This is a genomic window from Psychrobacter sp. Ps6, from assembly GCF_022129235.1.
Lineage (GTDB): Bacteria > Pseudomonadota > Gammaproteobacteria > Pseudomonadales > Moraxellaceae > Psychrobacter.
Genome location: NZ_JADQAI010000162.1, coordinates 1 through 1,131 on the forward strand (window position 1 = coordinate 1; position 1,131 = coordinate 1,131).

At 39.5% G+C, this 1,131-nt stretch carries 1 protein-coding gene; it reads left to right on the forward strand.

Going from position 1 to position 1,131, the window contains the following annotated elements; translation table 11 throughout:
* Window positions 1-23: 23 nt before the first annotated feature.
* Window positions 24-1,131 (forward strand): flagellin (locus I3255_RS14585; protein ID WP_269117341.1); only part of this gene is annotated, 1,108 nt, incomplete at its 3' end.

Below are 1,131 nucleotides of genomic sequence, written 5' to 3' on the forward strand. Positions count from 1 at the left end.
ACTCAGATAAAGACCGTGATGCGATGCAGAAAGAGATGGGTCAGCTACAAAGCGAAATGAACCGTATCGCAGATACCACAAGTTTTGGTGGTCAGAATCTGCTTGATGGTTCTTTCGGTGATAAGAATGGGGAAACTAAGTTTCAAATTGGTGCTAACTCTAATGAGACTCAAAGCTTAGGTTTAATGGATGTGTCTTCGCATGCATTGGGTCGTTCATATTCTGGTGTTCAAGACGCTACAGCAGCAAAAACAAATAAATTGACTGGTGGTTCTTCAACTAGCGATTCTGGGTTTACAATTAATGCTGGTGGGAAAGAGCACTCTATTGATGTTACTAAAGATATGTCAGCAGAAGATCTTGAGCATAAAATTAATAATATTGATGGTTTAAGTGACGTTAAAGTAACAACGGCAAAACAGGGGATAGATGGAAAAGACGCGGTTCAGGCAACCCAAACCTTATCAGGTATATCAACCACTGGTACTGGTGATCTGACCTTAAGTATTGCAGCAAAGAATGTAACTATTAAGAAAGGCGATTCTAATCAGGATATTGCAGATACAATTAATAATTCAGCAGATTTACAGAAGCTTGGTGTATCTGCAGCATTAGATAAGAATGGAAATATTACTGTTTCAGGTAATGAAGATGGTTCAGATTTAGAGATTAAGGCCGCTTATGCAGCTGATAGTAAAGGAAGTTCAATTACGATTGGTTCTACAACTGTTGATGGTAATACTACAGCAGTAACTGCAACAGGCGAAACAGCATCCAATGGTTCAGCTGCCGTTGTTGAACAAGCGGCTGAATTTAATATCGATTTCTCAAAAGTTAAAGTTGATAAAGGAATTAGTACATTATCACTTGGTGGAAAAGGAATGGCGGCAGCAAAAGATCTTGCTGTAAATACTAGCAAAGTTACAACTGAATCAGTAGCAAGCCTAGACCTATCTACTCAAGACGGCGCACAAAATGCAATTGATGTCCTTGATGCCGCAATGGAACAAGTTGACTCTAAGCGTGCTGAAATCGGTGCGTTCCAAAACCGTATGAACCACACCATGAGTAACCTAGCAAACATCAATGAAAACGTTAATGCGTCTAACAGCCGTATTAAAGATGTCGATT